We start from the raw sequence: 24321 nt of genomic DNA, 5'->3' as shown, positions 1-24321 counted from the left end.
TGACGGTGGAGTTGATCAACCCGATCGCGATGGATGAGGGGCTGCGGTTCGCCATCCGCGAGGGTGGCCGCACCGTCGGCGCCGGCCGCGTGACCAAGATCATCAAATGAGCTGCGGTGGTGTCCGCCGGGGGCTCAAGCCCTGAGCGCCTCTGGGTGCGCCCTCGGGCTCCGCAAAGACCAGTCGCCCTACGGGCGACACCCAGAAGGCCGACACCCAGAAGGCGGTGACGACCGCGGCCGCGCAGAATGGCGGACCGCAGGAGAGAAGAAGACAGATGGCAGAGCAGAAGATCAGGATCCGGCTGAAGGCCTACGACCACGAGGTCCTCGACCGCTCCGCGCGCGAGATCGTCGACACGGTGGAGGCGACCGGTGCCCACGTCACCGGACCGGTTCCGCTGCCGACCGAGCGCAACGTGTGGTGCGTGATCCGGTCGCCCCACAAGTACAAGGACTCACGCGAGCACTTCGAGATGCGCACCCACAAACGGCTGATCGACATCCACATGCCGACGCAGAAAACGATCGACAAGCTGATGGGCCTGTCGCTTCCGACGGGTGTGGACATCGAGATCAAGTTGTAGCTCGGTGACCCACCTCTGTACCGCAGACGTTGACAAGAGTAGGAAGAGGGCGAGACATGGCATCAAGAGGGATCTTGGGCAGCAAGCTGGGGATGACCCAGGTCTTCGACGATGACGGCCGTGTGACCCCCGTGACGGTGATCCAGGCCGGTCCGTGCACGGTGACGCAGGTCAAGACGGTCGAGACTGACGGCTACAACGCCCTGCAGCTGGCGTACGGCACGCGCCGGAAGGTCAACAAGCCACTCGCCGGTCACCTGGCCAAGGCCGGGGCCGACGGCGCACGCAGCATCGCGGAGATCCGGTTGGACGCCGCGCCGGACACCGACCTCGGCGCCACGGTCACCTGTGACGTGTTCGCCGCCGGTGACCTGGTCGACGTCACCGGTCACGGCAAGGGCAAGGGCTTCGCCGGCGTGATGAAGCGCCACAACTTCGCCGGCATGGGCGATGGCCACGGCGTCAAGAAGAAGAACCGCCACCCTGGCGCGATCGGAGCCTGCGCCACCCCATCGCGCACGTTCCCTGGCCAGCGGATGGCGGGCCGGACGGGGAACCAGCGGGTGACGATCCAGAGCCTGGAAGTGGCCGACGTCGACCCCGCCCGCAACCTGCTCCTGGTGAAGGGAGCCGTGCCCGGCGCCAACGGGTCCGTCGTCCTGATCCAGGACGCGGTGAAGGCGCCGGCGCGGACGGGAGCTGGGCGATGACCGGGCAACCGCACGTATCGTCGCTGACGGCTGACGTCAAGGACCTCTCGGGTGAGACGGTCGGGACAGTCGAGCTCCCCGCGCAGTGGTTCGACGGCCAGGTCAACGTGCCGCTGATGCACCAGGTCGTCACGGCACAGCTGGCCAACGCTCGCCAGGACTCGGCCAGGACCAAGACCCGCGGCGAGGTCCGTGGCGGTGGCCGCAAGCCGTGGCGCCAGAAGGGCACCGGACGGGCGCGGCACGGCTCCATCCGTTCCCCGCAGTGGGTCGGGGGTGGCGTCGCGCACGGCCGTACGGCGGACGAGAACCACAGCCAGCGCATCAACAAGAAGATGAAGCGCGTGGCGTTGAGCTCGGCCCTGACCGACCGCGCCAACGGTGGGGACGTGACGGTGATCCGTGGCCTGGCGATCGATCAGCCACGCACCAAAGAGGCGGTCGCGGCGCTCACCAGCTGGGGCCTCGACGACCGCAAGGTCCTGGTGGTGCTGGGCACGCTGCACCTTCCGACCTTCAAGTCCTTCCGGAACCTGCCAGAAGTCCATGTCCTCACGGTCGATCAGCTCAACACCTTCGACGTGCTCAAGAGCGACGTCGTGGTGTTCGAGGAGGCCGCCCTGCCGCTGATCGGGACGGGCCGGCGCACCGACACCGCCCCGTCCGCGGGGTCCGCTGCACCCGACACCGGCGGGGCCGAGGAGGTCACGGCGTGAAGGACCACCGTGACGTCATCATCCGGCCGGTTGTCTCCGAGAAGAGCTACGGCCTGCAGGATGACAACAAGTACACCTTCGTCGTCCACCCCTCGGCGAACAAGACCGAGATCAAGGTCGCCGTCGAGAAGATCTTCGATGTCAAGGTCGTCAGCGTCAACACGCTCAACCGGCGCGGCAAGCGCAAGCGCCGGGGATGGACCTGGGGGAAGCGCCCCGACGTCAAGCGGGCGATCGTGACCCTTGCGCCCGGTGACGAGATCGAGATCTTCGACGCCGGCGTGTGACGAACAAGGCGGGTGCCGGCACACGCGGCGCGCGCACCGAGGAGCAGATGATGCCGAACCGTAAGTACAAGCCGACGACCAACGCCCGCCGCGGCATGTCGGTGTCCGACTTCGGCTCGATCACCAAGACCGAGCCGGAGAAGTCCCTGCTGCGTCCGCTGCCCCGGACGTCGGGGCGGAACGTCCACGGCCGCATCACCAGCCGCCATCGCGGCGGGCGTCACAAGCGCCAGTACCGCCTGATCGATTTCCGCCGGGACAAGGACGGCGTCCCCGCGACCGTGGCCACGATCGAGTACGACCCCAACCGGTCCGCGCGGATCGCGCTGCTGCACTATCACGATGGCGAGAAGCGCTACATCCTCGCGCCCAAGGGGCTGGTCCCAGGGATGCGGGTCGAGTCGGGCGAGGGGGCCGACGTCCAACCTGGCAACGCGATGCCGCTGCGCAGCATCCCCCTGGGGACCACCGTCCACGCCGTCGAGCTCCGCCCCGGCGGGGGCGCGAAGCTTGGACGCTCGGCGGGGACCCAGATCCAGCTGTTGGCCAAGGAGGGCCGCAACGCCGCCCTGCGGCTGCCGTCGGGCGAGATCCGCCTGGTGGACAGCCGCTGCCGCGCGACCGTGGGCACGGTCGGGAACGAGGAGCACGAGTTGGTCAGCGCCGGCAAGGCCGGCCGGTCGCGCTGGAAGGGCCGCCGCCCGCAGACCCGCGGAGTGGCGATGAACCCGGTGGACCACCCGCTGGGCGGTGGCGAGGGCAAGTCGTCGGGCGGCCGGCACCCGACCGACCCGTGGGGCAACCCCCAGCGACGGACCCGCAAGAAGGGCAAGGCGTCCAACAAGCAGATCATCCGCCGACGCGGCGGCCGGCGACGCTAAGGAGGCTCGAGACACCATGCCACGCAGCCTGAAGAAGGGACCGTTCGTCGACGACCACCTGATGAGGAAGGTGGACGAGATGAACGCCAGAGGTGACAAGCGCGTGATCAAGACCTGGTCACGCCGCTCGACGATCTTCCCCGAGATGGTCGGACACACGATCGCGGTCCACGACGGCCGCAAGCACGTCCCGGTCTACATCTCGGAGAACATGGTCGGGCACAAGCTCGGTGAGTTCGCCCCGACCCGCGTGGTCAAGTGGAAGGGCGCCGGCGAGAAGTCGGCACAGACCCGTCGACGGTGACAGCCGGCGACGCCCGGCGGAGAGGATGACGGCGACCCATGGCACAGACCAAGGCGACGGCGAAGTACGTGCGTGTCTCGCCGACCAAGGTCCGGCAGCTGACGGACCTGGTCAAGGGCGAGCACGTCGAGGAGGCACGCCGTATCCTGGACTTCTCCGGGAAGGGCGCCGCCAGGCCCCTGCGGAAGGTCCTGGACTCCGCGATCGCCAACGCCGAGAACAACGACGGCCTCGACCCCGACGAGCTGTGGGTCATGAACGCCTACGCCGACGACGGACCGACCTTGCGTCGCTGGCAACCGCGGGCTCTGGGACGCGCCTACCGCATCCGCAAGCGGACGAGCCACATCACGGTCGTCGTGGGCACACGCGAGCCCGCCCGGCCTGCCGGCGCACCACAGGACTGAGCGCGCCCCGGACCACGAAGGAGAATTGAGAGTGGGACAGAAGGTACACCCGTACGGATTCCGGCTCGGTGTCACGACCGACTGGAGATCCAAGTGGTTCGCGGACAAGAAGTACGCGGACTACCTGCATGAGGACGCCCGGATCCGTGAGTACATCAAGGAACGGGTGCGGCATGCCGGGATCTCGCGGGTGGAGATCGTCCGGAGCGACGACCGGGTCGACATCAACGTCCACGCGGCCCGGCCGGGGATCGTGATCGGACGCCGGGGTAGTGAGGCCGACGCGATCCGTGGCGCGCTGGAGAAGATGACCGGCAAGCAGATCAAGCTGAACATCCTCGAGATCAAGAACCCGGAGCTCGACGCGCAGGTGCTGGCCTTCAACACCGCCGAACAGCTCCGCGGCCGGGTGTCGTTCCGGCGCGCGATGCGCCGCGCGGTGCAGTCGGCGCAGAAGGCCGGCGCCCAGGGGGTCCGCGTGCAGGTGTCGGGCCGGCTCGGTGGCTCCGAGATGAGCCGGTCGGAGTGGTACCGCGAGGGCCGGGTGCCGTTGCACACGCTACGTGCCGTGGTCGATTACGGCTTCGACGAGGCCCGCACCACGTACGGGCGCATCGGCGTGAAGGTGTGGATCTACAAGGGCGACCAGCTGCCGTCGGCCGAGGACATCGAGACCCAGCGCGCCATGCAGCGTGCCAAGGCGGCGGCTGAGGGACGCCCCACCGAAGACCGCCCCAGCCGCCGCAAGGCCGCCCGCAAGGCCGCCCGCGCTGCCGCCCGGGCCGCCGGTCTCGGCGACGAGCAGGCCGAACGGCGGGAGCACGCCCAGAGCACGTCGCCGGCCTCTCCACCCGATGAGGGAGCCGCCGAGCACGTGGCGAAGGAGACGCCCGCGGTCCCCGCGCCCGAGCAGCAGGACACCGCCACCCCGGCTCCTGACGTGGCGGCCGGGCACCGCGGCGGAGGGCAGGCCGCAGAGCCCCACCCGGTCACCGTGGACGAGCGCGGCAAGACCGCCAGGCACGACGTCGAGGAAGCCACGACCGACGCCGCCCCAGCGCAGTCGGGGCCGATGTCGGTCGCCGACGTGGCGCCAGACGCGGTACCGGAGCCGTCCGTGGAGGACACGGAGTTCGTCGAGACCAAACCGCACCGCGGCTCCACCGACGAACCCGAGGACCCGTCGAAGACGCCAAGGGAGGGTGGCTGATGCTCTCGCCCAAGCGTGTGAAGCACCGCAAGCAGCACCGCCCGAAGCCGCTACGCGGGCTGGCGAAGGGCCACACCGAGGTCCACGTCGGCGACTACGGCTTGAAGGCCACGACCCACGGGTGGATCACCGCCCGCCAGATCGAGGCCGCACGTGTGGCGATGACCCGCGCGATCCGCCGCGGAGGGAAGGTCCGGATCACGATCTTCCCCGACCGTCCGGTGACCAAGAAGCCGCTCGAGACCCGCATGGGATCCGGTAAGGGCTCGCCTGATCACTGGATCGCCGCTGTCCGTCCGGGTCGGGTGATGTTCGAGCTGTCGGGCGTGTCGGAGGAGCTTGCCCGCGAGGCCATGCGCCGCGCCAGCCACAAGCTGCCCGTCCAGACCAAGTTCGTGACGCGCGAGGAGATCTGACCGTGGACGCCACCGAACTGCGCGAGCTCCCCGAGGCTGAGCTACGACAGCAGCTGACCGAGCACAAGGACGAGCTGTTCAACCTGCGTTTCCAGCACGTCACCGGTCAGCTGGACAACCCGCGCCGCCTCAAGGAGGTCAAGCGCGAGATCGCCCGCTGCCTGACCGTGCTCCGCGAGCGCCAGCTGGCCGCGGACGCCGCCGAAACGCCGAGGTGACCGACGTGAGCGACACCACAGCAGCCGTCTCCGGCCGGGCCCGCCGCAAGGAACGGACGGGGTTGGTGGTCAGCGACGCCGCCGACAAGACGATCGTCGTCAGCGTCGACCGGCGAACCACCCATCCGCTGTACGGCAAAACGATGCAGCGCTCGTCGAAGCACCACGCCCACGACGAGCGCAACGAAGCAGCGATCGGCGACCGTGTCCGGATCGTGGAGACCCGGCCCCTGAGCAAGACGAAGCGTTGGAGGCTGGCGGAGATCGTCGAGCGGGCGAAGTAGCCGCTCGACGGGTGCCGTTGGTCGACCGCCCGATGACGGACCCGATGGCAGACCCGATGACAGAAATGACCCTGAGATGATCCAGCAAGAGTCACGCCTGCGCGTGGCCGACAACAGCGGGGCCCGGGAGGTGCTGTGCATCCGCGTCCTCGGAGGGTCGGGCCGGCGCTACGCGTCGATCGGTGACACGTTCATCGCCACGGTCAAGGACGCGATCCCGGCTTCCAACGTCCGCAAGGGCGACGTCGTCCGGTGCGTCGTGGTGCGCACCCAGAAGGAGAAGCGTCGTCCTGACGGGTCCTACATCAGGTTCGACGAGAACGCCTGCGTCGTGATCCGTCCTGACGGAACCCCCCGCGGCACGCGCATCTTCGGGCCGGTCGGCCGGGAGTTGCGGGATCAGCGGTTCATGCGGATCGTGTCGCTCGCCCCGGAGGTGCTGTGATGCAGCGTGTGCGCAAGGACGACCGCGTCCGGGTGATCGCCGGGAAGGACCGCGGCAAGGAGGGGCGGGTGATCCGCATCCTGCACGATCGCGGCCGGGTCCTGGTCGAAGGCGTCAACTTCGTCAGGAAGCACGAGCGCCTGCGGCAGACCGCACGCGGAGCGCAGGAAGGCGGCATCATCGAGACGGAGGCACCGGTCCACATCTCCAACGTCCAGCCGGTGTGCCCGTCGTGCGGGGAGGCGACCCGCGTGGGGTTCGCCCTGGCCGAAGACGGCGAGCGACGCAGCAAGGCGCGCGTCTGTCGGCGTTGCGGCGGAACCTTCTAAGACGAGGACCGATCATGAGCACCATCACCGACCGGTACGTCCCGCGGTTCAAGCGGCGGTACCACGACGAGATCATCCCCGCCCTGATGGAGCGGCTGGACGTCACCAATGTGATGGCCGTGCCCAGGCTGGAGAAGATCGTCGTCAACGTGGGGCTCGGGGAAGCCATCAACGACGCCAAGGCGCTGGAGGGCGCGATCAACGATCTGTCGGCGATCACCGGCCAGCGGCCGAAGGTCAACCGGGCGCGCAAGTCCATCGCCGCCTTCAAGCTGCGTGCCGGCATGGCGATCGGCGTGAAGGTGACGCTGCGCGGAGACCGGATGTGGGAGTTCGCCGAGAGACTGCTGACGATCGCGCTGCCGCGGGTCCGGGACTTCCGGGGGCTGAACCCGCGTTCGTTCGACGGCCGTGGTAACTACACGTTCGGCGTGACCGAGCAACTGATCTTCCCGGAGATCGACTACGACGACATCGACGCGGTACGCGGGATGGACATCACGTTCGTCACGACCGCGGATACCGACGAGGCCGGACAAGCGCTGCTCGAGGAGCTCGGCGTGCCGTTCGCCCGGCCCGCCACTTGAGCCACGTACGAACCGCTGGGCCCCAACAGGTGAAGAGCAACCCACGAGGAACGACCATGGCGAAGAAGTCGCTGATCGCGAAGGCGAAGCGCGAACCGAAGTTCTCGACGCAGAAGAACACCCGGTGTGCCCAATGCGGACGCTCACGGGCGGTGTTCCGTCACTTTATGCTGTGCCGGGTGTGCTTCCGTGAGATGGCACACCGCGGCGAGCTGCCGGGGATCCGCAAGGCCAGCTGGTAGCCATCTTTGACCGGCGGGTTCGCTGGCGCTCCCGACCACTTTCAGGAGATGCAACCGTGACGATGACCGATCCGGTCGCGGACATGCTCACGCGTCTGCGGAACGCCTCCATGGCGTACCATGACGAGGCCAGCATGCCGTCGTCCAAGATGAGGGCGTCGATCGCCGAGATCCTCGCACAAGAGGGCTACATCTCCGGCTACGAGGTCGAGCCGACCAGGCCCCAGGCCACCCTCCACGTGCGGATGAAGTACGGAGCCAACCGCGAGCGGGTGTTGACCGGGTTGCGGCGGATCAGCAAGCCCGGCTTGCGCGTGTACGTCAAGCGCTACGAGATCCCCCGGGTCCTGGGCGGGCTCGGCATCGTGATCCTGTCCACCAGTGCAGGGCTCATGAGCGACCGTGACGCCCGGCGGCAAGGACGCGGCGGCGAGATCGTCGCCTACGTCTGGTAGAGGAGTCCCAGCATGTCCCGTGTCGGCAAGTACCCGGTGCCCGTCCCCGACGGCGTGACGGTCGACATCGCCGATCTCACCGTGACGGTCCGCGGTCCCAAGGGCGAGCTCGTGCGCGAGATGCCGTCCGGGGTGACGATCTCCCGCGGCGACGACGGGGCCGTGATGGTGGCCCGCACCAGCGAGGAGCGTGCGAGCCGAGAGCGTCACGGGCTGGTCCGTTCCTTGATCGCGAACATGGTCCGGGGCGTGACCGAGGGCTACTCGAAGACGCTGGAGCTGGTGGGAGTGGGCTACCGGGCCGCAACCAGCGGCACCGGGGTCCAGCTTCAGGTGGGGTTCAGCCATCCGGTTACCGTGGAGGCTCCGGACGGCATCGAGCTGCAGGTCCCGGCCCCCAACCGCGTCGTGGTGAGCGGCATCGACAAGGTCCTGGTCGGCCAGACCGCTGCGAACATCCGAGCCGTCCGCGAACCCGAGCCGTACAAGGGCAAGGGGATCCGGTACGAAGGCGAGCAGGTCCGTCGCAAGGCGGGGAAGGCCGCCGGTCGCTGAAGCAGGAGCCACGATGGACACCAACGTCAAGCGCGCGGGGCGGCGTCGCCGGGCCGCCCGGATCGCCAAGCAGATCCGAGGCACGGCCGACAGGCCGCGCCTGTCGGTGTACCGCAGCAACAGCGCGATCTACGCGCAGGTCATCGACGACGACCGCGGCCACACCCTGGTGGCCGCTTCGTCGCTGGAACCACAGGCGGGCGACGCCGACGCTGGCAGCAAGAGCGATGTGGCCCGGCGTGTCGGCGAGGTCGTCGGCGAGCGCGCCAGGCAGGCTGGGATCACGCGGGTCGTGCTCGACCGTGGCGGCTTCCGCTACGCCGGCCGGGTCAAGGCGCTGGCCGATGGCGCCCGCGAGGCGGGACTGGACTTCTAGTTGACGACGAGCCCGGCTGCGCGCCAGCCGGACTGAGGAGCGGATACGACATGGCACGTCCCAGCAGGGGTCGCGGCCGCGGCCGCGACGACGCCCGTGAGCAGTACGACGAACGCGTCGTGGACATCAACCGCGTGGCCAAGGTGGTGAAGGGAGGCCGGCGGTTCCAGTTCACCGCGCTCGTCGTCGTGGGCGACGGCAAGGGGACCGTCGGGGTTGGCCACGGCAAAGCACGGGAGGTGCAGTCGGCGATCCAGAAGGGCGTGGAGGAGGCGAAGAAGAACTTCTTCGAGGTCCCGATGGTCGGACGGACCATCGTGCATCCCATGGTCGGCCACGCGGGAGCCGGGAAGGTGCTGCTCAAGCCAGCGGCACCCGGGACCGGCGTGATCGCGGGCGGTCCGGTCCGTGCGGTGGTCGAGGCCGCGGGGATCTCCGACGTCCTGGCGAAGTCGCTCGGCACGCAGAACCCGATCAACGTGATCCACGCCACGGTCGCCGCCCTACAAGGTCAAAGGCGCCCCGAAGAGGTCGCGCGGCTGCGTGACAAGTCGCTGGAAGAGGTCGCCCCCAAAGCGATGATCGAGACGCTCCGCGAGGGGGCGTGACGTGGCCGAGCCCAACGCTGCGCTGCGCATCACGCAGATCCGTTCGCTGATCGGCCGGCCCAGGGATCAGCGCGACACCGTGCGTACCCTCGGGCTGCGCCGCATCCGCCACACCGTGGTGCACCCCGACCGTCCCGAGATCCGCGGGATGATCCGCAAGGTCGCTCACCTCGTCGAGTTCGAGGTGGTGGAGGCCGATGCCCGCGCCAACGACAAGGACAGCTCATGAAGGTCCACCACCTCAAGCCCGCCGAGGGTGCGACCCGGTCCAAGCGGCGCGTCGGCCGCGGTGACCGCGGCAAGGGCGGCAAGACCGCAGGCCGGGGCACGAAAGGCACCGGCGCCCGCGGGACCGTCCCCGTCGGCTTCGAGGGCGGTCAGATGCCGTTGAAGCGTCGCCAGCCGAAGCTGCCCGGTTTCGGCACCCCGCGCAGCCGCGTGGAGTACGCGATCGTCAACGTCGCCAAGCTCGATGCTGCGTTCGCGGACGGTGACGAGGTCACCCCCGACACGCTCCGCGAGCGCGGACTGGTGGGCAAGAACAAGCATCCGGTCAAGGTGCTTGGCCACGGCGAAGTGTCCAAACAGCTGACCGTGCGTGTCGATCGCGTCTCGAGGTCAGCTCGCGACAAGCTCACGGCCGCGGGGGGATCCGTGGAGTCCGGCGAGAGCCGGTAGGCTCGCCACTCCTCCCGGCCGCTTGGAAGCGGTCGGTCGTCGAACGGGTCGGATCGGATGCTCAGGGCCTTCATCAACGCCTTCAAGGCGCCGGACCTGCGGCGCAAGATCCTGTTCACCGTGGCGATCATCGGGGTCTTCCGGCTGGGGTCCTGGATTCCGGTGCCGGGTGTGGATTTCGACCTGGTCCGCGCCGCCGCCGGTGACCAGTCGGGCCTGACCGCCCTGATCAACATGTTCTCCGGTGGGGCACTCGGCCAGATGGCGGTGTTCGCGCTGGGGATCATGCCCTACATCACCGCGAGCATCATCATGCAGCTGCTGGCCGTGGTGATCCCACGGCTCGAGCAGTGGCAGCGCGAGGGCGAGCAGGGACGCCGCAAGATCACGCAGTGGACCCGGTACGTCACGGTGGCGCTGGCACTGCTGCAGTCGAGCGGGCTGACCGTCCTGGCCCGCCAGTCGGGTCCCAACTCCCTGTTCGGTCAGAACGTCCTGCCGGACGCCGACGCCTGGACGATCGCGCTGATCGTCCTGACGCTGACCGCCGGCACGTCGTTCATCATGTGGCTCGGCGAGCTGATCACCCAGCGTGGGGTCGGCAACGGCATGTCGCTGTTGATCTACATCTCGATCATCGCGGCGATGCCCGCGCAGGGCGGTAACGTCCTGGCGACCCGCGGCGGGTTCGTGTTCACCATGGTGATGGTCCTGGGCATCTTCCTCACGATCGCGATCGTGTTCATGGAGCAGGGCCAGCGACGCATCCCGGTTCAGTACGCGCGGCGGCAGGTCGGTCGGCGGGTCTACGGTGGCCAGAGCACCTACATCCCGCTGAAGGTGAACCAGGCAGGCGTCATCCCGATCATCTTCGCGTCGTCGATGATGTACCTCCCGACGCTGGCCGCCTCGATCACGGCGTGGCAGCCCATGGTCGAGTTCAACGACCGCTACCTCGCCAACCCGAGCAGCTTCGTGTACATCGCGGTGTTCGCCGCGCTGAACATGTTCTTCACCTACTTCTACACGGCGATCGCGTTCAACCCGGTTGAGGTCGCCGACAACATCAAGCGCTACGGCGGCTTCATCCCCGGCATCCGGCCGGGTCGCGCCACCGCCGAGTACCTGGACCGGGTGCTGAGCCGGATCACGCTCCCCGGTTCGCTGTACCTCACCACCGTCGCGGTGATCCCCTTCGTGGCGTTGGCGCTGGCCAACGTGACATCGTTCCCGCTGGGAGGGATCTCGCTGCTGATCGTGGTCGGGGTCGCGCTCGAGACCATGAAGCAGATCGAAAGCCAGCTGCTGCAGCGCAACTACGAGGGCTTCCTGGCATGACTCAGGAGGTGGCGGAAGACGAGGCGTTGCGCGTCATCCTCCTCGGCCCGCCCGGGGCGGGGAAGGGCACTCAGGCCAGGCGTGTCGCCGACGTCTACGACATCCCCCACATCGCGACCGGTGACATCTTCCGTGCTCACGTGCGCAACGGCACGGAGCTGGGGCAGAAGGCCGAGGAGTACATGAGCTCCGGTGACCTCGTCCCCGACGACGTGGTGGTCGCCATGGTCCGCGACCGGCTCGACGAGGACGACGCCGCGAACGGGTTCGTGCTGGACGGTTTCCCGCGGACCGTCCCTCAGGCGCAGGCGCTCGAGGGGCTCCTAGCCGATCTGCGACAGCCGTTGGATTGCGTGCTGCGGTTCTCGATCGACGAGGATCAGGTGGTGCAGCGCATCACCGGCCGACGGGTGTGTGACAACTGTGGTCGCAACTACCACGTCGACTTCGATCCGCCGCCGGAGGACGACGCTTGTCCATGCGGCGGAGAGGTGGTCCACCGCAAGGACGATACGGAGGACGTCGTGCGCAACCGGCTCGACGTCTACCACCGTCAGACCGAGCCTTTGGAGTTCTTCTACTGGCAGCGCGGACTGCTCCGCGACGTCGACGCGGTCGGGTCGGTCCAGGACGTCCTCAAACGTGCGCTCGGGATCCTCGCCGAGTACGTCGCCCCGCCGGAAGCCCATCAATGATCATCCGGAAGTCCGCCGACGACATCGCCAAGATGGCCAAGGCCGGCCAGGTCGTTGCCCGCACGCTGGAACGGCTGATCGCCACCGTCGAGCCGGGTATGACCACACTCGACCTCGACCGGATCGCCGAGGAGGTCATCCGCGGACACGGCGCGGTGCCCTCCTTCAAGGGGTACCGCGGCTTCCCGGCATCGCTGTGCACGTCGGTCAACCACGAGATCGTGCACGGCATCCCGTCCAAGCAGGTGGTGCTGGCCGAAGGAGACCTGCTGTCGATCGACTGTGGTGCGATCGTGGACGGCTTCCACGGCGATTCGGCGATCACCATCCCGGTCGGCGGTCAGGAGAGCCTCAAACCGGAACTCCGCGATCTGCTGACGACCACCCGTCGGGGGCTGTGGGCGGGGTTGCAGCAGGCCGTCCACGGGCGGCGGCTGGGAGACATCGGCGCGGCCATCGAGTCGCACGCCGCCGAACACGGCTACGGCGTAGTTCGTGAATACGTCGGGCACGGCATCGGCCGGTCGCTGCACGAGGACCCGGCCGTCCCCAACTACGGCAGCGCCGGGCGGGGCCTGCGGCTGTCGCGCGGGTGGGTCCTCGCGATCGAACCGATGTTCAACCTGGTCGCCGCGCGGACCCGGACTCTGGAAGACGGCTGGACGGTGGTCACCGCCGACGGCCGCCCGTCCGTGCACTGGGAGCACACCGTGGCGATCACCGAGGACGGACCATGGGTGCTCACCGCGCGCGACGACGAGCCGGCGCGGCCGTTGGACGAGCCTCTACCCGACTGGTAGCCTCGGTCCGAGGCCCGGCCTGACCGGGCCATACTCTCGTTCCGACCCGACCGCGTACCGACGTGTTTGCGGCCGCGTCGGGCGGCAGGACCCGCACGACGTGAGGAACCCGGCTTTGGCGGAGAAGGAAGAGGCCATCCAGGTTGAGGGCACCGTCCTCGAACCGCTGCCCAATACCATGTTCCGCGTCGAGCTCGACAACGGGCACAAGGTGTTGGCCCACATCTCGGGGAAGATGCGGATGCACTACATCCGGATCCTCCCCGGCGACCGGGTGGTCGTCGAGCTCAGCCCCTACGACCTCACGCGTGGTCGCATCACCTACCGCTACAAGTAGCGGCCAGCCGGCGCGCCGGCCGTGAGAAGGACACGTCCGTGAAGGTTCACCCATCCGTGAAGCGGATCTGCGACAACTGCAAGATCATCCGCCGCAAGGGACGCGTGATGGTGATCTGCACCAACCCGCGCCACAAGCAACGCCAAGGCTGAGACGAAGGAGGACAGCGTGGCCCGTATCGCCGGTGTCGACCTTCCCCGCGACAAGCGGGTGACGGTGGCGCTCACCTACATCTACGGCGTCGGCGGGAGCACCGCCGAGGAGATCTGCGTCGCGGTCGGGTGCAACGGTGACACGCGCGTCCGTGACCTGACCGACGACGAGGTGCAGCGCATCCGACTGTACATCGACAACAACCTTCGGGTGGAGGGCGACCTGCGGCGTGAGGTCGCCAACAACATCAAGCGCAAGATCGAGATCGGCAGCTACCAGGGCATCCGCCACCGTCTCGGTCTGCCGGTTCGAGGTCAGCGCACCCACACCAACGCCCGCACCCGCAAGGGTCCGCGCCGCGCTGTCGGCGGCATCCGCAAGCATCAGCGCAAGACTTGAGGGAGCACTGATCATGGCAGCACCCAAGAAGGGACGCGCGAAGAAGCGCGAGCGGAAGAACGTCGCCCACGCCCAGGTCCACATCACGTCGAGCTTCAACAACACGATCATCACCTTCACCGATCCCCAGGGCAACGTGATCGCGTGGAGCTCCGGCGGGAACGCAGGCTTCAAAGGCAGCCGCAAGAGCACCCCGTTCGCGTCGCAGCTCGCCGCCGAGCAGGCCACCAAGGCCGCCTACGACCACGGCGTGCGGAAGGTCGACGTCCTGGTGAGGGGCCCGGGCGCCGGACGCGAGACCGCCATCCGGACGTTGGCGGCACAGGGACTCGAGGTGCTGTCGATCAAAGACATCACGCCCGTGCCGCACAACGGCTGCCGTCCGCCGAAGCGGCGGCGCGTGTGACCGCCCGGCGGACGACGAGGAACGACTGACACATGGCTCGATACACCGGCCCCGACTGCAAGCTGTGCCGCCGTGAGCGGCAGAAGCTGTACCTCAAGGGCACCAAGTGTGACTCGCCGAAGTGCCCGGTCGAGCTCCGCCCGTATCCGCCGGGCGAGCACGGCCGTGGCCGCATCAAGGAGAGCGAGTACCTGCTGCAGCTGCGCGAGAAGCAGAAGGCGCGTCGCATCTACGGCGTGCTCGAACGGCAGTTCCGCAACTACTACGAGGACGCCACCCGGATGGAGGGCCTCACGGGGGAGAACCTGCTGCGGCTCCTGGAACTCCGCCTCGACAACGTGGTGTTCCGCGGCGGTCTCGCGCGCTCGCGCGACGAAGCGCGCCAGGTGGTGCGCCACCGCCACGTGGCTCTCAACGGGCGCACCGTCAACATCCCGTCCTACCGGGTCAGGCCAGGCGACGTCGTCGAGTTCCGTGACCGTTCCAAGGACATCACTCCGGTGATCGGTGCGTTGGAGATCTTCGGACGCCACCCCGTCCCCGACTGGCTTCGGACCGACCCCGACGCGCGACGCATCGAGGTCGTCGGCCTGCCCGAGCGGCGCATGATCGACGTGCCCGTGCAGGAGCAACTGATCGTCGAGCTGTACTCGAAGTAGGCGTTGGGCGCCGCCGGCACCGCCGGGCGGCGCGACCGTTCACCAGCAGCGGTGGCTCCGATGGCCTGGACGGGGCCGCCCGAGCACGCGGGGCGCGTGCGCGAGAGACGAGGAGAAGTGCCAGATGTCCGATTTCGACTTCTACAACGACGAGATCTCGCTGGGCCGGACCACAGCCGGTTCGCCGTTCATCGCCTACCGGCCGCGGCTGGAGGAAGAGGTCGTCGAGGAGGGCACCCGGTCGCGGTTCGCGATCGAGCCGCTCGAGCCCGGCTTCGGGTACACCCTGGGCAACTCGCTGCGCCGCACGTTGCTGTCATCGGTCCCGGGCGCTGCGGTGACCAGCATCCGGTTCACCTCGGCCGAGTCCGCCGTGGGCGGTCAGGTCCTGCACGAGTTCGACTCGATCGAAGGTGTCAAGGAGGACGTCACCGACATCATCCTCAACATCAAGGAACTCGTCGTGCGCTCCACGTCCGACGAGCCGGTCGAGATCTTCCTCGGGGGCGACGGGCCGGGCGTGCTCACCGCCGAGAACATCTTCGCGCCGACGCAGGTCGAGGTGGTCAACGAAGGTCTCCACATCGCCACGCTCAACCAGAACGGCCACCTGGAGATGTACCTCACGGTCCAGCGTGGCCGTGGCTACCGCACCGCCGACGAGAACAAGCGCGGCACGGAGCCGATCGGCGTGATCCCGATCGACTCGATCTTCAGTCCGGTGCGTCGGGTCGCGTACAAGGTCGAGTCCACCCGTGTCGAGCAGATGACCAACTACGACAGGCTGGTGATCGACGTGGCGACCGACGGTGCCGTGTCACCCGGGGAGGCGCTGTCGTCTGCCGGTGAGACCCTCAAGGTCCTGTTCGAGCAGTTCGCAGCATTCGAGGTCGGCGGCCCGGGTGGCATCGTGGTCAGCCCCGAGGAGGCGTTCGAGGCGCTGTCCCCGGACCTGATGACGCCGATCGAGGATCTCGACCTGTCGGTGCGGTCGTACAACTGCCTCAAGCGCGAGGGCGTCAGCACAGTGGGAGAGCTGGTCTCCAAGACCGAGAACGATCTGCTCGAGATCCGCAACTTCGGGCAGAAGTCGGTGGACGAGGTCAAGGAGAAGCTGACCGAGATGGGCCTGTCCCTGGCCGAGTAGCAACAGCCCGGCCCGGTCCGCTGGTCGCCGATCTGCCTCGACCGAAGAAGGGAACGACATGCCCAAGCCCAAGCGCGGGCCGCGGTTGGGTGCCGGGCCGGCGCATCAGAGACTGCTGCTGGCCAACCAGGCCCAGGACCTGTTCCTGCACGGCCGCATCACGACCACCGAGGCGAAGGCCCGGACCCTGCGCCCGTACGCGGAGCGGCTGATCACCAAGGCGAAGCGCGGCGATCTTCACGCCCGCCGGCAGGTACTGGCACAGATCCGCGACCAGGACGTGGTCGCGTACCTGTTCGAGGAGATCGCGCCGCGGTTCGCCGACCGACCCGGCGGGTACACCCGAATGCTGAAGCTCGGGCCACGTCGCGGCGACCACGCCCCCATGGCGATCGTGGAGCTCGTCGAGCAGGCCCATGCGGCTCCCGAGGAGGTCATCGAGGAGGGTAAGGCCCGCCGTCGCCGCGGCCTGTTCCGCCGCCGTCGTCCCCCCGACCGCGCTGACGCGGCCGCAGAGCGGGACTTGGACTTCGAGGAGCAACCCGCGGGGCGCGAGCGCGAGGTCGAGGACGGCCTCGACGAGACGGTGTCACCCGAGGTGGTCGAGGAGGCGGAGGCCCCGCCCGACGTCGACACCAAGCCCGCCGCCAGCGACCGTGCCGCACAGCAGCGCGGCGATCAGATCCCCGAGCAGGAGGTCGGCCCGCCGACCGCCAAGGGCGAGGACCTGACGATCCCCGACGAGGACCGCGACACCCGCCCCGACGCCGGTGGCGCCACCGGAGGGTCTACCTGACGTCGGTCCGCGGTCGCGGCGCTGGCTGCGCCCGTGGGTCACGCCAGCGCGCGTGACTCTCCCACCATGAGGATCAGGGTCGACCTGGCCTACGACGGGGGGCCGTTCCACGGCTTCGCCCGGCAGCCGGAGCTCCGCACGGTGCAGGGCACCCTCGAGGATCGTCTGTCGCGCGTGCTCGGGCAGGACGTCGACACGATCGGCGCGGGGCGCACCGACCGTGGGGTGCATGCCAGCGGACAGGTCGTCCACGTCGACGTCGACGAGGGTGTGGCCGCGGCGGCACGGGCGTTGGCCGACCTTCCTGGCTTGCGTGGCCGGCTCGACCGGATGGTCGGCGAGGCCATCACGATCTGGCGGGTGGGGTCCGTGGACCCGGCGTTCGATGCGCGGTTCTCGGCGACCGAGCGCCGCTACCGCTACCGGCTCGCCGACGCACCGGCGCTGCATCCGCTGCGCCGGTTCAACGTCTTGCACGTCGGTGAGGCGCTGTCGGTGGACCGGATGCACGCCGCGTCCAGGCACCTGGTGGGCGAGCACGACTTCGCATCGCTGTGCCGCGCCGCAGAGGGCCGCAGCACCGTCCGGCGAGTGGACCACATCGAGATCGCCCGCGCGGATGGGCTGGTGGACGTCGCGGTCCGCGGACCGGCGTTCTGTCAGCAGCAGGTCCGCTCGATCGTCGGGATGCTGGTCGAGGTCGGTCGGGGTCGCCGCGACCCCGACTGGGCCCTCGACGTCTTGGCGGCTCGCGATCGGTCAGCCGCGCCGCGGGTCGCACCTGCGCACGGTCTGACGCTGGAGGCGGTGTCCTACGGTCGGCGGTGGCCGGCGGCGCCACCCAACGACGTGCTGGACGCGGTGTAACCACCGCCGCCAAACGACACGGCGACGTCAGCCGCGGCGACCGGGCGCCGGCGCACGGTTGCTGCCGGCGGGGGACGGCGGTAGTCTCGGCGTGCGGCCCGTAGCGGGCCGCTTTCCGTGGCCAGGCTGGCCGGTCTGTTCGAACCTCTTGAACGTCGCCGGTCCGCTTGGCCGACACCGTCCGAGCAGCGAGCCCGCGATGCCCACGTACACGCCGAGCGCTGACCAGATCGAGCGTGACTGGTACGTGGTGGACGCCCGGGGACAGGTGATGGGGCGGCTGGCGTCCCGGATCGCACACGTGCTACGTGGCAAGCACAAGCCGACCTTCGCGCCGCACCTCGACTGCGGCGACTACGTCATCGTGGTGAACGCCGCCGAGATCGAGCTGACCGGTGACAAGGCGTCCAAGAAGCTGTGGCACCGCCATTCGGGGTTCCCGGGCGGCCTGAAGTCGGTCCCGTTCGCCCGGCTGCTGGCAGAGACACCCGAACAGGCGGTCTACAAGGCCATCACCGGCATGCTCCCGAAGAACAAGCTCGGCCGGCAGATGGCCCGCAAGCTCAAGGTCTACGCCGGTCCGGACCATCCCCACGCCGCGCAGCAGCCCAGGCCGCTGCCTGACCACCTCACCTGACGCGCTCGCCCAGGAGTACCCCAGGAGTACCCATGGCTGACGAGATCTACGTTGGGCGCCGCAAGTCCGCGGTCGCCCGTGTCCGCCTCCGGCGGGGCAGCGGCGAGTTCGCGCTCAACGGTCGCACGCTGGAGGACTACTTCCGCACGGAGAAGCACCGCCATCACGCCGTCGAGCCCCTCGCTGTCGTCGAACAGCAGGGCCGCTGGGACGTCGTCGCCCACATCAACGGCGGCGGTATCACCGGTCAGGCCGGGGCGCTGCGGCTGGGCATCGCGCGGGCGCTCGCCGAGCACGACGACGACTGGCGGAAGCCCCTCAAGGAAGCGGGGTTGCTCACCCGCGATGCTCGTCGCGTCGAGCGCAAGAAGTACGGGCTGAAGAAGGCGCGCAAGGCCCCGCAGTTCTCCAAGCGGTAGGTCCCGCGTGGGCAAGCTCTTCGGGACCGACGGGATCCGCGGCGTCGCCAACAGCGAGCTGACGCCCGAGCTGGCCCTGTCGGTCGGGCGGGCGGTGGTGACCAAGCTCCGCGAGGACGGCGTGCGCCGCCCCGCGGTCCTCGTCGGGCGCGATCCGCGCTGGTCAGGAGAACTGCTCGAGGCGGCGCTCGTGGCGGGCATCGCAGCGGCGGGCGGCGATGCGATCACGGTCGGGGTCGTGCCGACCCCGGGGCTGGCGTACCTGACTCAGAGGTCCGACGTCGCCGCTGGTGCGATGATCAGCGCGTCGCACAACCCCGTCGGCGACAACGGGATCAAGGTCTTCGCCGGGGACGGCTACAAGCTCGCCGACGACGACGAGGACCGGCTCGAGCAGCTGATGGGTCGCGACGACCTGCCGCGTCCAACGGGGACGGCGGTCGGGCGCATCGTCGACGACCGCAGGCGCACCACCGCCTACGTCGAGCACCTCGTTCAGGCCGCCGAGGAGGACCTCACCGGGCTTCGGCTCGTCGTCGACGCCTCCAACGGCGCGGCAAGCACGATCGCCCCGCTCGTCTACAGCCGTCTGGGGGTGGACGTCGCCGCCGTCCACTGCACCCCCGACGGGGCGAACATCAACGCGGGGGTCGGCTCGACACATCCGGAGGTGATCACCGCGGCGGTCGGCGAACACCGCGCCGACGTCGGGCTCGCCCACGACGGCGACGCTGACCGGTTGATCGCCACAACCGCCCACGGCGACCTGGTCGACGGCGACATCATCCTCGCGATCCTCGCGCAAGCGCGGCAGAAGGCGGGGCGGCTGGGCGGCGACCGGGTCGTCACCACGGTGATGACCAATCTCGGGTTCAAGCGCTCGATGCAGCGCCTCGGGATCGACGTGATCGAGACCCGCGTCGGCGACCGGTACGTGCTCGAGGCGATGCGCCGGCACGATGTCGTGCTCGGCGGCGAACAGAGCGGGCACATCATCCAGCTGGACGAGGCCACCACTGGTGACGGCGTCCTGACCGCGGTCAAGCTGCTCAGCGCGATGCGACAGTCAGGACGGTCGCTCGCCGAGCTGGCCACCGTCATGGAGCGCCTGCCGCAGGTGCTGGTGAACGTGGCCGTGGCCGACAGGAGCGGGCTGGCCGACGCCGACGCCGTGTGGGAGACCGTCCGGTCCGAGGAGGAACGTCTCGGCGACGACGGGCGGGTCCTGGTGCGTCCGTCGGGGACCGAACCAGTGGTCCGGGTGATGGTCGAAGCCGAGACCGAGGACGACGCGCGAGCCGTCGCCGACCGGATCGCTGCCGTCGTGCGCTCGAGGCTCGGCGAGGAGTGACGGCCACCCGCGGGCTGGCGATCGGCGGCCCCTACCCCGTCCTGGTGCAGCTCGCCCGGGATGCCGAGCGGCGCGGCTTCGATGCGGTGTGGATATCGGAGACCACGAGCGATTCGATCGTGGCCGCCACGGTGCTGGCCCAGCACACCGAACGGATCCAGATCGGAACCAACGTCACGCTGGCGTTCCCCCGGTCGCCGACGATCACCGCGATGGCGGCGTGGGACCTGAACGAGCTGTCGGGTGACCGGTTCGTCCTCGGTCTGGGCAGCCAGGTCCGCCGCATCATCGAGGAGCGGTTCTCCGCGGCGTTCGACCAGCCGGCCGCCAGGATGGCCGAGTACGTCCAAGCGATGCGGACGGTGTGGCGCCAGCGCCGCGGCGAGGACGTGACGTTCGATGGGGACATCTACCGCGTGCTGCGTGGCCCGCTCGGCGGGGCGTCGCCCGCTGTGGATCGCGCCATGCCCCGGGTCTACGTCGCCGCGGTGGGACCCCTGATGACGGCGACAGCGGCCACGCACGCCGACGGGTGGCTCGGCCACCCCTTCACGTCGCTGGCGTTCGTGGACCTGCAGCGGCCGAGGATCGACGAGGCGCTCGCCGCAGCCGGCCGTCCCCGAGACAGCTTCACGGTGTGCACGTCGCTGATCGTCTGCATCAGCGATGACCGCGACACGGCGGTTCGTGAGGCCAAGGGCCAGATCGCCTTCTACGGCACCACTCCCAACTACCGCCGGGTGGTGGCTTCCGGCGGGGACGGCCACCTCACCGGGGAGCTGCGCCGGGTGTGGGCCACGACCGCCCATGATCTCGACGCGCTGATCGCTGCGGTCCCCGACGATGTGGTCGAGCGGTACGCGGTGGCCGGGACCCCCGATGAGGTTCGCGACCGTCTGGAGGCCTACGCGCACCGGGTCGATCACGTGATCCTCGGCGGTGCCTGGTACCGGGTGCCCGCGGGGCGGATCGCCGAGAACCTCTCCGCGATCATCGACACGTTCGGCCCCATCTGAGTGGCGACCGCCGGCCGTCCCGCGAAGGCGTCGCGTGAGCGCGGTGGAGTTGCTATGTTCGTCTATTGTTAGGCGTGGGGGCACGGAGGGCCGGGGAGGAACCAGATGATCACCGGGCTGATGCAGGCGGAACCGGTCCGCATCCGGCAGCGCCGCCGACGGCTGGAACGGCCGCTGGCGGCGGCCGTGGCGTTGGTGGTCGTCGCCGGGCTCGCGGCGGTCGCGGTGCAGCAGGCGCAACAGCCTGCTCCCAGCGACGCTCAGCTGGTCGACGCCCTGGTCGCCATCGAGGACCAGGTCGCTGACGTCCCGCTGCTGCCGGACGCCACCGTGTCACCCGACGCCACGTGGGGTGACATCACCGGCGACTTCGTCGGTGCGGCCATCCAGCTCGAGGAGATCGATCCCGAGCTACAGACGCTGGTCGCGCAGGCATCCGAGGCGCGGACCCCTGTGGCCGATGCCGTCGAGGCGGTCGCGTCCGCCTACCGCACCATGCGCGAGGGCTACACGTTCCTGTCCGCCTACGAGCAGGCCGGCCTGGTGGTCGCCCCGCTGCCTCCCCCGGCCGCGGCGGAGACCCCCGAGCTGGCCGCAGGAGCCGATGAACCACGTGGGCAGGCCCAGGTCGGGATGGTGCTGCTGCTCGAGGCGCTCGCAGGATTCCAGGAGGGGTACGCGGTCCTGCGCGACGCCGAGGCGGCGGGCGAGGCTCGCACCCTGTTCCAGAGCCGCTACATCGCGGTGCAGCAGGCGGCACAGACGGAGGCCGACGACGTCCGCGACGCGTTGTCGCTCCCGGCGACCGAGCGGCTGGTCCCGGTGACCCGCTTCGAACCGCGGTTCACCGGCGAGGAGCCCGAACGGATCGTGCGCTACGCGTGCGTGGACTGGGACGACTACGTCGAGGTCCGACCCGAAGGCCCGCACCCGTCCCTGTCGTTGCCGGAGGGCGACCAGGCTGACCTGCCGATCCCCGACTGCCCGGACGTGGACAACGGCAACGAGGTCCGGCTGCTCGAGCCGGGGACGCCCGCCTGAGGGACCGGCGTCGGGTAGCGTCGGGCCGTGGAGACCATCCCCAAACCCGACGAGCTGCTGGCGCTTCACGACGTCACGCAAGAGCTGTTCACCACGCTACGCGCATGGTTCGACGTCCCCCCGCGTGCGCTGATCGACCTGCGTGAGATCGATTCGGCCGTCGAGGAGCTGGGCGACCCGACGCTGATCGCCGCGATGGCGATGCGCAAGCTGCAGGCACTGCACCTGCTGTCCACGCCGGGCGTGGTGACCAGCACCGACGTCGTGATCACGATCGTGCAGGACCTCGACCGGGCTCTCCTCCAGGCTCCGACCATGCGACTGAAGGTCCAAGCAGAGGCCACGGACTGGGACGCGGCCCTGGCAGACCTCGCGGTCGACGACAGCGACGCTCCCAGCCAGGCCGACGACGTCGACGAGGAGGCGCTCCGGTTCCGCTCGTTGCACCGCAAGCTCCACGAGGCGGTCCACGCGGTGCTGCGCGCCTCCGAGGGCGAGATCCGCTACCTCGTCTGACGCCTTGACCGACCCGCAGCGCATGTCGCCTGACACCCCGCCCGACCACGAGCGGGCGATCCTGCCCAGCGCCATCCGGCCGAGCTGGTCGGAGTCGTCTCGGACGATGCCCACGGCGGTCGTCCAGCCCGTCCTGGCGTTCATGCGCACGGAGGCGTCCGGCGGGATCGTCATGCTCGTCGCCGCCGTCGCGGCGTTGATCTGGGCCAACTCCCCGTGGAGCGCGTCGTACGAGGCCCTGATCTCGACGCACCTCACCCTCGAGCTGGGGGGGATCGACGTCCTGGACCACACCGTCCAGGAGTGGGTCAACGACGCGTTGATGGTGATCTTCTTCTTCGTGGTCGGTCTAGAGATCAAACGCGAGCTCGTGGTCGGCGAGCTCCGCGACCCCCGCGCCGCCGCTCTCCCCGCGGTGGCGGCGTTGGGCGGGATGGTGGCCCCGGCGCTGATCTACCTCGCCTTCAACGCCGGCACCCCCGCCAGCCGGGGCTGGGGGATCCCGATGGCGACGGACATCGCGTTCGCGATCGGCGTGGTGTCGCTGGTCGGCACCCGGGTCCCCATCAGCGCCAAGCTGTTCCTGCTCGCGCTGGCCATCGTCGACGACCTCGGTGCGATCCTGGTCATCGCCGTGTTCTACACGGCCGACGTGTCGGTGGGCTGGCTGGCCGTCGCGGTCGCCGGGCTCCTGCTGGTCGTGGTCATGCAGCGCCTCCACGTCCGCGCTGAGCTGCTGTACCTCCTCGCCGGGACGGTGGTGTGGCTCGGGATGCTGGAGTCGGGCGTGCACGCCACCATCGCCGGTGTCGCGCTGGGGCTGCTCACGCCGACCGCGTCCTTCTACCGACCCGAGGAGTTCACGTCGGCTGCTCGCCGGCTCGTTGACCGCGTCGACGCGTACACCGGCCACCCCGGTGCACCCGAGGACGCTCGGACCACGGAACGCACGCAGGCGTTGTCCCGCGACGTCGAGCGCCTCGCTCACGAGTCGGTCTCACCACTGCACCGTCTGGAGCACAAGCTCGCGCCGTGGAGCAGCTTCCTCGTGGTGCCGATCTTCGCGTTCGCCAACGCCGGGGTGCGGATCTCGCAGGAGGAGCTTGCGGGGGCGGTCGGCGACTCCGTGGTCGTCGGGGTGTTCCTGGGTCTGCTGGTCGGGAAGGTGATCGGCGTCACCGGCGCGGCGTGGCTCGCCGTGCGACTGGGTGTGGCACGCCTGCCACACGGCACCGGATGGGGGCAGATGGCCGGCCTGGGGCTGCTGGCCGGCATCGGGTTCACCGTGGCGTTGTTCGTGACGGCGTTGGCGTTCGACGATCCCGACCTCGTCGCCAGCGCCAAGCTGGGGATCTTCGCGGCGTCGCTCGTGGCCGGTGCCGTGGGCTTCGCCTGGCTGCGCTTCGTGCCGCGCGAGCCTCGGGCGGGGACCCAGCCGGGAAGCTGACGT

Annotated in this window: 40 protein-coding genes; all 40 read left to right on the top strand. The window is 69.3% G+C overall.

Annotated features, from left to right (window positions below; genetic code table 11):
- Positions 1-110, top strand: a 110-nt coding sequence (locus KY462_11795) for a hypothetical protein (GenBank protein MBW3578399.1), incomplete at its 5' end; no start/stop codon positions are given.
- 167 nt (positions 111-277) lie between these two features.
- Complete coding sequence (gene rpsJ / locus KY462_11790) at positions 278-586, top strand: 30S ribosomal protein S10 (GenBank protein MBW3578398.1); 309 nt, start codon at positions 278-280, stop codon at positions 584-586.
- Positions 587-642: 56 nt separating this feature from the next.
- Complete coding sequence (gene rplC, locus KY462_11785) at positions 643-1296, top strand: 50S ribosomal protein L3 (protein ID MBW3578397.1); 654 nt, start codon at positions 643-645, stop codon at positions 1294-1296.
- Positions 1293-2012, top strand: coding sequence for a 50S ribosomal protein L4 (gene rplD, locus KY462_11780; protein MBW3578396.1), 720 nt, complete (start codon positions 1293-1295; stop codon positions 2010-2012). The genes rplC and rplD overlap by 4 nt, the downstream gene beginning before the upstream one ends.
- Entirely contained in the window at positions 2009-2299 is a 291-nt protein-coding gene (rplW, locus tag KY462_11775) for a 50S ribosomal protein L23 (GenBank protein MBW3578395.1), read from the top strand. Before rplD ends, rplW begins: the two co-directional genes overlap by 4 nt.
- Before the next feature lie 50 nt (positions 2300-2349).
- Positions 2350-3180 (top strand): 50S ribosomal protein L2, encoded by an 831-nt coding sequence (rplB, locus tag KY462_11770; protein MBW3578394.1) that lies wholly within the window; start codon positions 2350-2352, stop codon positions 3178-3180.
- A 16-nt stretch (positions 3181-3196) separates the two neighbouring features.
- Positions 3197-3484 carry a 30S ribosomal protein S19 gene (rpsS, locus tag KY462_11765; protein ID MBW3578393.1) on the top strand — a complete coding sequence of 96 codons (288 nt, stop codon included), beginning with the start codon at positions 3197-3199 and terminating at the stop codon, positions 3482-3484.
- 38 nt (positions 3485-3522) lie between these two features.
- Entirely contained in the window at positions 3523-3891 is a 369-nt protein-coding gene (gene rplV / locus KY462_11760) for a 50S ribosomal protein L22 (protein ID MBW3578392.1), read from the top strand.
- Between the two features lie 31 nt (positions 3892-3922).
- The gene (rpsC, locus tag KY462_11755; protein ID MBW3578391.1) at positions 3923-5101 is read left to right on the top strand and encodes a 30S ribosomal protein S3; all 1179 of its coding nucleotides are present in this window, start codon (positions 3923-3925) and stop codon (positions 5099-5101) included.
- Entirely contained in the window at positions 5101-5517 is a 417-nt protein-coding gene (gene rplP, locus KY462_11750; protein ID MBW3578390.1) for a 50S ribosomal protein L16, read from the top strand. The genes rpsC and rplP overlap by 1 nt, the downstream gene beginning before the upstream one ends.
- A gap of 2 nt (positions 5518-5519) precedes the next feature.
- On the top strand, positions 5520-5735 hold the full coding sequence (gene rpmC / locus KY462_11745) for a 50S ribosomal protein L29 (GenBank protein ID MBW3578389.1): 216 nt from the start codon (positions 5520-5522) through the stop codon (positions 5733-5735).
- Positions 5736-5740: 5 nt separating this feature from the next.
- Positions 5741-6019 carry a 30S ribosomal protein S17 gene (rpsQ, locus tag KY462_11740; GenBank protein ID MBW3578388.1) on the top strand — a complete coding sequence of 93 codons (279 nt, stop codon included), beginning with the start codon at positions 5741-5743 and terminating at the stop codon, positions 6017-6019.
- A gap of 76 nt (positions 6020-6095) precedes the next feature.
- On the top strand, positions 6096-6464 hold the full coding sequence (gene rplN, locus KY462_11735; protein ID MBW3578387.1) for a 50S ribosomal protein L14: 369 nt from the start codon (positions 6096-6098) through the stop codon (positions 6462-6464).
- Positions 6464-6793, top strand: coding sequence for a 50S ribosomal protein L24 (gene rplX / locus KY462_11730; protein MBW3578386.1), 330 nt, complete (start codon positions 6464-6466; stop codon positions 6791-6793). Before rplN ends, rplX begins: the two co-directional genes overlap by 1 nt.
- Before the next feature lie 14 nt (positions 6794-6807).
- Positions 6808-7380: a 50S ribosomal protein L5 gene (rplE, locus tag KY462_11725; protein MBW3578385.1), complete on the top strand. Its 573-nt coding sequence runs from the start codon at positions 6808-6810 to the stop codon at positions 7378-7380.
- Positions 7381-7436: 56 nt separating this feature from the next.
- Positions 7437-7622, top strand: coding sequence for a type Z 30S ribosomal protein S14 (locus tag KY462_11720; GenBank protein MBW3578384.1), 186 nt, complete (start codon positions 7437-7439; stop codon positions 7620-7622).
- Positions 7623-7678: 56 nt separating this feature from the next.
- Positions 7679-8077 carry a 30S ribosomal protein S8 gene (rpsH, locus tag KY462_11715; protein ID MBW3578383.1) on the top strand — a complete coding sequence of 133 codons (399 nt, stop codon included), beginning with the start codon at positions 7679-7681 and terminating at the stop codon, positions 8075-8077.
- Between the two features lie 12 nt (positions 8078-8089).
- The gene (gene rplF, locus KY462_11710) at positions 8090-8632 is read left to right on the top strand and encodes a 50S ribosomal protein L6 (GenBank protein ID MBW3578382.1); all 543 of its coding nucleotides are present in this window, start codon (positions 8090-8092) and stop codon (positions 8630-8632) included.
- 13 nt (positions 8633-8645) lie between these two features.
- The gene (gene rplR / locus KY462_11705) at positions 8646-9008 is read left to right on the top strand and encodes a 50S ribosomal protein L18 (GenBank protein MBW3578381.1); all 363 of its coding nucleotides are present in this window, start codon (positions 8646-8648) and stop codon (positions 9006-9008) included.
- Positions 9009-9058: 50 nt separating this feature from the next.
- Positions 9059-9616: a 30S ribosomal protein S5 gene (gene rpsE, locus KY462_11700; GenBank protein ID MBW3578380.1), complete on the top strand. Its 558-nt coding sequence runs from the start codon at positions 9059-9061 to the stop codon at positions 9614-9616.
- 1 nt (position 9617) lies between these two features.
- On the top strand, positions 9618-9845 hold the full coding sequence (gene rpmD, locus KY462_11695) for a 50S ribosomal protein L30 (protein ID MBW3578379.1): 228 nt from the start codon (positions 9618-9620) through the stop codon (positions 9843-9845).
- A complete protein-coding gene (rplO, locus tag KY462_11690; protein MBW3578378.1) occupies positions 9842-10294 on the top strand; it encodes a 50S ribosomal protein L15 in 453 nt (150 codons plus the stop codon). The genes rpmD and rplO overlap by 4 nt, the downstream gene beginning before the upstream one ends.
- A 57-nt stretch (positions 10295-10351) precedes the next feature.
- Positions 10352-11632: a preprotein translocase subunit SecY gene (gene secY / locus KY462_11685; GenBank protein ID MBW3578377.1), complete on the top strand. Its 1281-nt coding sequence runs from the start codon at positions 10352-10354 to the stop codon at positions 11630-11632.
- Positions 11633-11658: 26 nt separating this feature from the next.
- A complete protein-coding gene (locus KY462_11680; protein ID MBW3578376.1) occupies positions 11659-12327 on the top strand; it encodes an adenylate kinase in 669 nt (222 codons plus the stop codon).
- Positions 12324-13127 (top strand): type I methionyl aminopeptidase, encoded by an 804-nt coding sequence (map, locus tag KY462_11675; protein ID MBW3578375.1) that lies wholly within the window; start codon positions 12324-12326, stop codon positions 13125-13127. Before KY462_11680 ends, map begins: the two co-directional genes overlap by 4 nt.
- A 115-nt stretch (positions 13128-13242) precedes the next feature.
- The gene (gene infA, locus KY462_11670) at positions 13243-13464 is read left to right on the top strand and encodes a translation initiation factor IF-1 (protein ID MBW3578374.1); all 222 of its coding nucleotides are present in this window, start codon (positions 13243-13245) and stop codon (positions 13462-13464) included.
- 38 nt (positions 13465-13502) lie between these two features.
- Positions 13503-13616, top strand: a complete 114-nt coding sequence (gene rpmJ / locus KY462_11665) for a 50S ribosomal protein L36 (GenBank protein MBW3578373.1) — start codon at positions 13503-13505, stop codon at positions 13614-13616.
- A 16-nt stretch (positions 13617-13632) separates the two neighbouring features.
- Positions 13633-14016: a 30S ribosomal protein S13 gene (gene rpsM, locus KY462_11660; GenBank protein MBW3578372.1), complete on the top strand. Its 384-nt coding sequence runs from the start codon at positions 13633-13635 to the stop codon at positions 14014-14016.
- A 13-nt stretch (positions 14017-14029) separates the two neighbouring features.
- On the top strand, positions 14030-14422 hold the full coding sequence (gene rpsK, locus KY462_11655; GenBank protein MBW3578371.1) for a 30S ribosomal protein S11: 393 nt from the start codon (positions 14030-14032) through the stop codon (positions 14420-14422).
- A gap of 32 nt (positions 14423-14454) precedes the next feature.
- Entirely contained in the window at positions 14455-15081 is a 627-nt protein-coding gene (gene rpsD / locus KY462_11650) for a 30S ribosomal protein S4 (GenBank protein MBW3578370.1), read from the top strand.
- 124 nt (positions 15082-15205) lie between these two features.
- Positions 15206-16228, top strand: a complete 1023-nt coding sequence (locus KY462_11645) for a DNA-directed RNA polymerase subunit alpha (GenBank protein MBW3578369.1) — start codon at positions 15206-15208, stop codon at positions 16226-16228.
- 58 nt (positions 16229-16286) lie between these two features.
- Positions 16287-17024, top strand: coding sequence for a 50S ribosomal protein L17 (gene rplQ / locus KY462_11640; GenBank protein ID MBW3578368.1), 738 nt, complete (start codon positions 16287-16289; stop codon positions 17022-17024).
- A gap of 66 nt (positions 17025-17090) precedes the next feature.
- The gene (gene truA, locus KY462_11635) at positions 17091-17891 is read left to right on the top strand and encodes a tRNA pseudouridine(38-40) synthase TruA (protein MBW3578367.1); all 801 of its coding nucleotides are present in this window, start codon (positions 17091-17093) and stop codon (positions 17889-17891) included.
- A gap of 199 nt (positions 17892-18090) precedes the next feature.
- Positions 18091-18528 carry a 50S ribosomal protein L13 gene (gene rplM, locus KY462_11630; GenBank protein MBW3578366.1) on the top strand — a complete coding sequence of 146 codons (438 nt, stop codon included), beginning with the start codon at positions 18091-18093 and terminating at the stop codon, positions 18526-18528.
- A 32-nt stretch (positions 18529-18560) separates the two neighbouring features.
- On the top strand, positions 18561-18947 hold the full coding sequence (gene rpsI / locus KY462_11625; protein ID MBW3578365.1) for a 30S ribosomal protein S9: 387 nt from the start codon (positions 18561-18563) through the stop codon (positions 18945-18947).
- A 7-nt stretch (positions 18948-18954) separates the two neighbouring features.
- Entirely contained in the window at positions 18955-20298 is a 1344-nt protein-coding gene (gene glmM / locus KY462_11620) for a phosphoglucosamine mutase (GenBank protein ID MBW3578364.1), read from the top strand.
- On the top strand, positions 20295-21314 hold the full coding sequence (locus KY462_11615; GenBank protein MBW3578363.1) for an LLM class flavin-dependent oxidoreductase: 1020 nt from the start codon (positions 20295-20297) through the stop codon (positions 21312-21314). Before glmM ends, KY462_11615 begins: the two co-directional genes overlap by 4 nt.
- 105 nt (positions 21315-21419) lie before the next feature.
- Complete coding sequence (locus tag KY462_11610; protein ID MBW3578362.1) at positions 21420-22355, top strand: hypothetical protein; 936 nt, start codon at positions 21420-21422, stop codon at positions 22353-22355.
- Positions 22356-22382: 27 nt separating this feature from the next.
- Positions 22383-22871, top strand: a complete 489-nt coding sequence (locus KY462_11605) for a hypothetical protein (GenBank protein ID MBW3578361.1) — start codon at positions 22383-22385, stop codon at positions 22869-22871.
- 106 nt (positions 22872-22977) lie between these two features.
- Positions 22978-24318 carry a Na+/H+ antiporter NhaA gene (gene nhaA, locus KY462_11600; protein ID MBW3578360.1) on the top strand — a complete coding sequence of 447 codons (1341 nt, stop codon included), beginning with the start codon at positions 22978-22980 and terminating at the stop codon, positions 24316-24318.
- The last annotated feature ends 3 nt before the right edge of the window (positions 24319-24321 follow it).

The organism is Actinomycetota bacterium (assembly GCA_019347675.1).
Classification (GTDB): domain Bacteria; phylum Actinomycetota; class Nitriliruptoria; order Nitriliruptorales; family JAHWKO01; genus JAHWKW01.
The sequence above is the reverse complement of the archived record's forward strand: the minus strand, read 5'-3'. Positions and strand labels throughout refer to the sequence as shown.